This is a genomic window from Flavobacterium sp. TC780, from assembly GCF_056783245.1.
In genome coordinates, this window is the sequence record NZ_JBXBAV010000062.1 from 1 (window position 1) to 8528 (window position 8528).

Sequence of the window (8528 nt, forward strand, 5' to 3'; positions counted from 1 at the left end):
TATGTATTGCTAAGGTTAATACATGCTCCTGTTGTTAGGGAGGCAGCACCTACACTTTAAAGTTTCAAGATGGTATTTTACACAATCGTCACAACGTAAAACGGCTGATGCAACTAAACCTAGAAGTTCTTTTGTTTTAACATCAAGCGCGCCAGCTACATAGGCATTGGTGTCCAAATTGAAAATTCGCTTTACAATTTTGTTGTTATCGGCTAATAATTTTTCGTTCATTTTAGAACGATAGTCGTTAAATTCTTGAATGATATCAGACATTTAATTCTTTGTTTTGGTTTTTGTATACAAGTACTGAAATAAAGATACTCAATTCATATATTAGTAACATTGGTACTGCTACGATTGTCTGGCTCACAACATCTGGTGGGGTTACAATAGCGGCTACGATTAGAATTATAATTACAGCATATTTCCAGTATTTTCTTAAAAAACGAGGAGTAACTAGTCCTAATTTGGTAAGAAAATAAATAACAATTGGTAGTTCAAAGAATAGTCCACCAGCCAGAATACTTGTTTTTACCATTCCCATATATGATTCTAATGTAAATTGATTTTTCACAATATCACTTACCGTAAAAGTTGCTACGAAGTTTACAGACATTGGTATTACTACAAAATAGCCAAATACTACGCCTAAAAAGAAAGTAATGAAGAAACAAAAATAAATACTTTAGCATTTTTACGTTCCTTCTCATACAATGCTGGGCTAATAAACTTCCATATTTCCCACAAAATATATGGAAAACTCAAGATGAATCCTGCTAAAACACACATCCATACGAAAACGTTTACCTGTCCTTCCATTTGTGTGTTCTGAATAATAAATGGCATTTCGGTGATACAGATGTTCTCAGCAAATCCTAATTTATGTGATAACTCGCAAAAAAACTGATAGGTGAAGAAAGTTGGTCTAGTTGGTCCGAAAATAATTACGTCAAATAAGTAATCACTTATAAAGTAAGTTAAAAAAGCCATTATTATTATGGCAGTTGTACTTCTGACTAGTAGCCATCTTAATTCTTCAAGATGGTCTAAGAACGACATTTCGTTTAGGTTTTTCTTTTTTGTCATTATACGATTCCTTCTTTTAAAATGTCATGTAAGTGTAATACGCCTTTGTATTTTCCGTTGTCGGAAACAATTAATTGCGTAATAGAGAAATCTTCTAATGTATTTAAGGCATCGACAGCCATTGTATCTGATGATACCATTTTTGGGTTTTTGGTCATAATGTCTATTGCAGTTAAATCGGAAAAACTATCTCTGTCGTTTAGCATTCGTCGGATGTCACCATCGGTGATGATTCCGATTATTTTATCATTTTCTACAACTGCAGTTACACCAAGTCGTTTTTCTGATATTTCAAATATAACTTTTTTGATTGAAGAATCAGGTGAAACTGTTGGTTTTAACGAATGTTCAATCATGTCTCTCACACGAAGTAAAAGTTTTTTTCCTAAAGCGCCTCCTGGGTGATATACTGCGAAGTCTTCGGGTTTAAAATCACGCATTTCCATTAAACAAACAGCAAGTGCATCCCCCATTACTAGTTGAGCAGTAGTGCTGTTAGTTGGAGCTAGGTTTATTGGGCAAGCTTCCATTTCAACAGTAGTGTTCAAAACATGATCACTTCCTTTTGCTAAAAAAGAAGTCATGTTTCCTGTAATAGCAATTAGTGTATTGCCAAAACGTTTTAATAATGGAACTAAAACTTTGATTTCTGGACTATTGCCGCTTTTAGAGATGCAAATAATTATATCTTCATTCTGAATCATTCCTAAATCACCATGAATTGCTTCAGAGGCATGAAGGAATAATGAAGGTGTTCCAGTAGAGTTAAAAGTGGCAACCATTTTTTGTGCAATTATTGCACTTTTTCCTATTCCGGTGACTACTAATCGACCTTTTGTTTCGTATATCTGTTGAACAGCTTGGGTGAAATTTTCATCTAAAAAATTAATTAGCTTTGCAACTGCTTCACTTTCAGATAGTATTGTTTTTTTAGCGATAGCTAATATATTTTCTTTTGTTATCAAAACAGAATAGTTAAAATTTGTAAGTGTAAAAGAAAGTTGTATCTTTATTGATGCAAATTTATACAAAATACCATAAAATAAAGAATGAATTCAAACGAAATTGAAATACATAAAGAATTAAAGAAGTATTTCGGCTTTAGCCAATTTAAGGGATTGCAAGAAGAGGTTATAAAAAGTATACTCAATAAAAAAAATACTTTTGTTATTATGCCCACTGGGGGAGGAAAATCACTCTGCTACCAATTGCCCGCTTTAATTCAGGAAGGAACAGCAATAGTTGTATCTCCTTTAATTGCTTTGATGAAAAATCAGGTAGATGCCATTCGGAGTCTTTCTTCAGAAAACGGAATCGCTCACGTTCTGAATTCTTCACTTACCAAAACAGAAATTGCCCAAGTAAAAAAGGACATTACTTCTGGTTTGACAAAATTATTATATGTTGCCCCCGAATCACTAACCAAAGAAGAATATGTTCAATTTCTTCAAAATGTACCCATTTCATTTGTCGCTATCGACGAAGCGCATTGTATTTCAGAATGGGGACATGATTTTAGACCTGAATACAGAAATCTAAAACATATTATTAAACAGTTGGGTGATGTGCCAATCATTGGACTTACTGCAACCGCTACGCCAAAAGTTCAAGAAGATATTTTAAAAAATCTTGATATGTCTGACGCTAATACTTTCAAGGCGTCGTTTAACAGACCAAACTTATATTACGAAGTTCGTACGAAAACTAAAAATATAGAATCGGATATCATTCGTTTTATAAAACAACACAAAGGAAAATCAGGAATTATATATTGCTTAAGCCGTAAAAAAGTAGAAGCAATTGCAGAGGTTTTGCAAGTAAATGGTATTAGTGCAGTTCCTTATCATGCAGGACTAGATGCAAAAACAAGAGCAAAACATCAGGATATGTTCCTTATGGAAGACGTAGATGTGGTAGTAGCAACTATTGCTTTCGGAATGGGAATTGATAAACCCGATGTGCGTTTTGTAATACATCACGATATTCCAAAATCACTAGAAAGTTATTACCAAGAAACGGGTCGTGCAGGACGAGATGGAGGCGAAGGACATTGTTTGGCATATTACTCATATAAAGATGTAGAGAAATTAGAAAAATTTATGTCAGGAAAACCAGTTGCTGAACAAGAAATTGGATTTGCCTTGTTGCAAGAAGTTGTGGCTTACGCCGAAACATCAATGTCACGAAGAAAGTTTCTACTTCATTATTTTGGAGAGGAATTCGACAGCGAAACAGGCGAAGGAGCCGATATGGATGATAATGTTCGTAACCCGAAAACCAAAATAGAAGCCAAAGACCAAGTGGTGAAATTATTGGAAATTGTACGCGATACAAAACATATTTATAAGTCTAAAGAAATAGTATTTACATTAATAGGACGTGTAAATGCAGTAATTAAAGCACACAGAACCGATTCGCAGTCTTTCTTTGGTTCGGGTTCAGATCATGATGAAAAATACTGGATGGCATTACTTCGTCAAGTATTAGTAGCAGGCTATTTATCAAAAGATATAGAAACTTACGGGATCATAAAAATCACCAAGGCAGGATTGGATTTTATTAAAAAACCAGTTTCGTTTATGATGTCTGAGGATCATGAATATAACGAAAGCGAAGACGAAGCAATTGTGACAGCGTCAAAATCAGGAGGTACTGCCGATGAAGTTTTGATGGGGATGTTGCGAGAGCTAAGAAAAAAAGTAGCTAAGAAATTAGGTGTTCCTCCATTTGTGGTTTTTCAAGATCCTTCACTCGAGGATATGGCTTTAAAATACCCAATCTCTATTGCCGAATTGTATAATATTCATGGAGTAGGTGAAGGGAAAGCAAAAAAATATGGAGGAGATTTTGTAGCCTTAATAAATAGGTATGTTGAAGAAAACGATATTATCCGTCCCGATGACTTGGTTGTGAAATCTACAGGAGTTAATTCTGTAAATAAATTATATATTATTCAGAACATCGACCGTAAATTATCACTTAATGATATTGCTTCAGCAAAAGGACTTTCGATGGATGCTTTGATTAAAGAAATGGAGCAAATCGTATATTCAGGAACAAAACTGAATATTAAATATTGGGTCGATGACATGCTCGATGATGATCAGCAAGAAGAAATTCACGAATACTTCATGGAATCAGAATCTGATAAAATAGAAGATGCTCTAAAAGAATTTGATGGAGAATATGATATCGATGAATTACGCTTAATGCGAATAAAATTTATTAGCGAAGTAGCTAATTAGTTATAAGTTTAATGTGAGATGTAAAATGTGTTATTTTTCATCTCACATATTTCATTTCACAGTTTACTCTGGAAACACTTCTCCACGATGAGGTTTTAAAGCATCACGAACCTGAATCATGTTTTCATCGGTTACAACCATATAAGCAATGGCATACATATCGTTTAGGATTGTAAATCCAGTTATATTTAAAGGAAGCTTTTCGATAGCAATGAATTCTTTTAAATGAATCTCATGATGTTCTGCAGTTTTTGCTGAGGCAGGACCACGAAAATCCCATATTAGTTTTATTTTTCTTGACATTATTTATAGGTGCAAAGTTTCAAAGAAGCAAAGGTACAAAGTCTCAGTTCAAAATGTTATTTTTGCATGCTCTTTTCATAAATAGAAAAGCTAATAGAATAAATAAAAAACAATGCCAAGAGAACTTTTACTTCAAGTATCGCCCGAAATAGCTACAAATGAGTTGTTGCTAAAAGAACATTTGTCGAAACAAATTAAGGTTTCTCCAAAGGAAATTCAACATGTATCTATTTTAAAGCGTTCGATTGATGCTCGTCAGAAAGCAATAAAAATCAATTTGAAAGTAATGATTTATTTGCAAAATGAAGTTTTTCAGCCAGTTAAATTTGAAATTCCGGATTACAAAAATGTATCGGAGCACAAGAAGTAATTGTTGTAGGAGCAGGTCCTGCGGGGCTTTTTGCAGCTTTGCAATTAATAGAATTAGGATTGAAACCAATTGTGCTTGAAAGAGGAAAAGATGTTCGTGTTGCTGAAGAGATTTAAAAGCAATAAACACAGAACATTTTGTGAATGAAGATTCAATTATTGTTTTGGAGAAGGGGGAGCAGGAACATACTCAGATGGTAAATTATATACTTGTTGGGAAAGGTGGAGATGTAACAAGGATTCTTGAGTTATTTGTGGCTTTTGGTGCTTCTGAAGATATTTTGATAGAAGCGCATCCGCATATTGGAACTAATAAGTTACCAAAGATTATCCAGGATATTGAGAGAAAATTATTGAATATGGAGGTCAGGTTTTATTCGAAACCCGAGTAACTGATATTCTTCTAAAAAATAACGAAGTTCAAGGAGTTGTAACTCAAAATGGAGATACGATAAATGCTAATAAATTAATATTGGCAACGGGTCATTCTGCTCGTGATATTTTTGAATTATTAGATAGAAAGAAAATTTTTATCGAAGCCAAACCTTTTGCTTTGGGTGTAAGAGCTGAGCATCCACAATCGTTAATAGATAGTATACAGTATAGCTGTGATTATCGTGGAGAGCATTTGCCTCCAGCACCATATTCTATTGTGAAGCAAGTAGGAGGAAGGGGGATGTATTCATTTTGTATGTGCCCTGGTGGTGTAATTGCTCCATGTGCTACAAGTCCTGGTGAAGTAGTTACTAATGGTTGGTCGCCATCTAAAAGGGATCAGGCTACAGCCAATTCAGGAATTGTAATAGAATTAAAATTAGAAGATTTTAAACCGTTTGCTAAATTTGGAGCTTTGGCCGGAATGGAATTTCAAAAAAGTATTGAACAAAAAGCATGGCATTTAGCAGGAGAGACTCAAAAAGTTCCTGCGCAAAGAATGGTTGACTTTACTCAAAATAAAGTGTCGTTAGATATTCCTAAAACATCATATGTTCCTGGAACTACTTCGGTAGAAATGGGTCAGGTTTTCCCAGGTTTCTTATCTCAAATATTACGTGAAGGTTTTTCTGAGTTTGGTAAATCTATGCGTGGTTATTTAACCAATGAGGCAATTCTTCATGCTCCAGAAAGTAGAACTTCGTCACCAGTACGTATTCCTAGAGATTCTATTACTTATGAACATTTGCAGATAAAAGGATTGTATCCTTGCGGTGAAGGAGCTGGATATGCTGGCGGAATTATATCGGCAGCTATTGATGGAGAAAAATGTGCTTTGATGATTGCCGAAGCTTTAAAATAATTTGCTGAATGCTTATATAGTGGTAAAAATATTCCTATTTTAGTTGCTTGGTAATTTTAAATTGCGGTTTAATTACCAAGTATTTTTTTAAAAAAAACACATATTATGATGTTACTAGATATTGAAGCAAAGTATGGATTTGCATATCCAATTATCTATAAGGAACTCTCTCTGGACGGAATGCTTAATGTAGGGGAATATGGTCCTGATTGGTATTTAATCGTTTATCCTAAATTAAAAGAAAATCCTCCGTTGCTTTTACATTCTTACGATTTTGAATTACTTAATGCGAAAGGTGTTAATGAAGCAATAGAAGAGCTTTCAGATCCAGAAGATTATCGTCAGATAAAAGAAGAATTTAGGTTTATTCCTTTTGGGAAAAGTGGAGCGGGAGATCATTATTGTTTCTTTTTAAATGAAGAGAATAATGGTGATATGCCTGTTGTTTTTGTTTGGCATGATATGAATGAAGTAAATTATCTAGCGAAGAATATGCAGGATTTTATTTTTAGAATGCTTTTAACAGATATGTCTGATCAAGATATTTATAATGATGTAAGTGATGAGGAATTTAAAGATAATCTTGATAAGGTTCTTAAAACTCATAAAAAGTATCTAACGGATAAGCAAAATGATATTTTGCAGACTATATTTAATCGAGAAATTATAGACTATGAAATCTTATTGCCTAAAGCGAAAGAAACTAAAAGAGGGCTGTTAAGTGATGTCGAATTAAAAGAGATATTAATTGAAATTATTCCATTTGATAAAATGGATTTAAGTTTTACATATTCTAACGAATAATAATTATACGAGTTTTAAAATTAAATTACTTAATAAGCGCAATGAAAAATTTATTTTCTAATTTTTTTGGTAGAAATAATGACCCAAAATCAATTGTTTCTTTTATGTTATATATTCAATTTACTCCTATTTATATAATGAGGTAAATGGTGTTGAATTTAAAATGAAAGGTATTCATGATACTGTTTCTGTAAATTTTTATTCATTCCCAAGTTCATTTAACCATGAAGAAGGAAGAGATGAAATCAAGAAAAATGGTTTTAAGAATGCGTATGAGGTTTTAAATGAATTGTATAAAAAGATTGATATCGGAGTGCTTTCGGAAGAGGTTATACAAGAGGGATTAGAATACGATTATATTCATATTCAGTTTTATTCTTGAGCCAACTCCAGAATCAAAAAAATATCTGAAACATGTTTTGCATAATTTTATCATTTTCTTTTGTTGCACTAATAGTTTAGAAACAAATGATTTTAGAATTTTATACAATAACAGTTATTTTTTGGATTATACAAAAGGGATTTTAGACACGGAATATATTGATGTAAATAATCCTAAAAATGAAATTCAGAAAATAGGATTCAAAGAATTTGAAAGAATCTTACAGGGGATTTGTCAATATATGGAAATTGAAATACCTAATAGTGTTGCGCTTCCCTCGCAAGAAAATTTATTACCTGAAGATGTTGAGGTTACACAAGAAACATTTGAAGAGTTTATCAAATTGGTTTCTAGAGGAGATGTAGATGAAAAATTGGTTCAAAAGCAGTCAAAAAAACTTTTAAAGAATTTCAAAAAAGGAGCAACAGAATATCATGCGATAGTTGAAGGACAATGGGACTTTTTTGAAAGTATCGATTGTTGGAACAGCGATTGGAAATTTGATCCTGAAGATGCTGAGTATTTTATTTCTGAAATGATAGGTGAAGATCTTAATTTTGAATATCCTGAAGAAACGTATAGTCATGATTTGTTCCCGTATATTCAATCAGCTTTAGAAAAAAGAGGTCTTGAATTAATGACTTATGATACGCACGGAGATAATTATTTGTTTTTTGTGGCAAATAAAAGTGATGTTGCTCGAATCTTAGAATTATCAGAATTGACAAAGATCGAAGTTGAGCAATTATAAAGTTAGGTAAGTGCATAAATTAGAAAAAAAAATTCACGCAGATTTTGCAAATCAAAGCAGATTTATTTAAGATTTGGTTATAAAAAAATATGTGTGAATAAGCTTGAATCTTTTTGAAATCTGCGTGAAAAATAAGTGAAGTTGTTTGGGGATTTTAGTTTCAGTTTTACGGAATCAAAATTATTTTCCCTGTGCTTTTTCGGCTTTCTAAATAGTCGTGAGGTGCTGCCTCCCTAACAACAGGAGCATGTATTAACCTTAGCAATACGATACTAACGGTCAGTGTATACA

At 32.9% G+C, this 8528-nt stretch carries 6 protein-coding genes and 3 pseudogenes; 5 read left to right on the plus strand and 4 right to left on the minus strand.

Features of this window, described 5'->3' with window-relative positions:
• Positions 1-60: 60 nt before the first annotated feature.
• The 3 genes and pseudogenes from AC1RYN_RS05995 to AC1RYN_RS06005 all read right to left on the minus strand — a co-directional run.
• Positions 61-273: pseudogene (locus tag AC1RYN_RS05995) on the minus strand (carboxymuconolactone decarboxylase family protein); the annotation flags it as partial.
• A pseudogene (tatC, locus tag AC1RYN_RS06000) lies at positions 266-1059 on the minus strand (twin-arginine translocase subunit TatC). The pseudogenes AC1RYN_RS05995 and tatC, both read right to left, overlap by 8 nt.
• A gap of 26 nt (positions 1060-1085) precedes the next feature.
• Positions 1086-2051 carry a KpsF/GutQ family sugar-phosphate isomerase gene (locus AC1RYN_RS06005; protein WP_481806222.1) on the minus strand — a complete coding sequence of 322 codons (966 nt, stop codon included), beginning with the start codon at positions 2049-2051 and terminating at the stop codon, positions 1086-1088.
• Positions 2052-2135: 84 nt separating this feature from the next.
• Here AC1RYN_RS06005 and recQ point away from each other — a divergent pair, with 84 nt between their 5' ends.
• Positions 2136-4331 carry a DNA helicase RecQ gene (recQ, locus tag AC1RYN_RS06010; protein WP_481806223.1) on the plus strand — a complete coding sequence of 732 codons (2196 nt, stop codon included), beginning with the start codon at positions 2136-2138 and terminating at the stop codon, positions 4329-4331.
• Positions 4332-4394: 63 nt separating this feature from the next.
• Here the strand turns inward: recQ and AC1RYN_RS06015 are convergent, their stop codons facing one another.
• The gene (locus tag AC1RYN_RS06015) at positions 4395-4634 is read right to left on the minus strand and encodes a hypothetical protein (protein ID WP_035619471.1); all 240 of its coding nucleotides are present in this window, start codon (positions 4632-4634) and stop codon (positions 4395-4397) included.
• Positions 4635-4746: 112 nt separating this feature from the next.
• On the opposite strand from AC1RYN_RS06015, the pseudogene AC1RYN_RS06020 reads away from it, so the two are divergent.
• From AC1RYN_RS06020 to AC1RYN_RS06035, 4 genes and pseudogenes are all read left to right on the plus strand, one after another.
• Positions 4747-6300, plus strand: a pseudogene (locus AC1RYN_RS06020) (NAD(P)/FAD-dependent oxidoreductase).
• Between the two features lie 105 nt (positions 6301-6405).
• Positions 6406-7104, plus strand: coding sequence for an SMI1/KNR4 family protein (locus tag AC1RYN_RS06025; RefSeq protein WP_481806224.1), 699 nt, complete (start codon positions 6406-6408; stop codon positions 7102-7104).
• Positions 7105-7267: 163 nt separating this feature from the next.
• Entirely contained in the window at positions 7268-7486 is a 219-nt protein-coding gene (locus AC1RYN_RS06030; RefSeq protein WP_481806225.1) for a DUF7821 domain-containing protein, read from the plus strand.
• 37 nt (positions 7487-7523) lie between these two features.
• Positions 7524-8237, plus strand: a complete 714-nt coding sequence (locus AC1RYN_RS06035) for a DUF6630 family protein (RefSeq protein WP_481806226.1) — start codon at positions 7524-7526, stop codon at positions 8235-8237.
• Positions 8238-8528 lie beyond the last annotated feature (291 nt).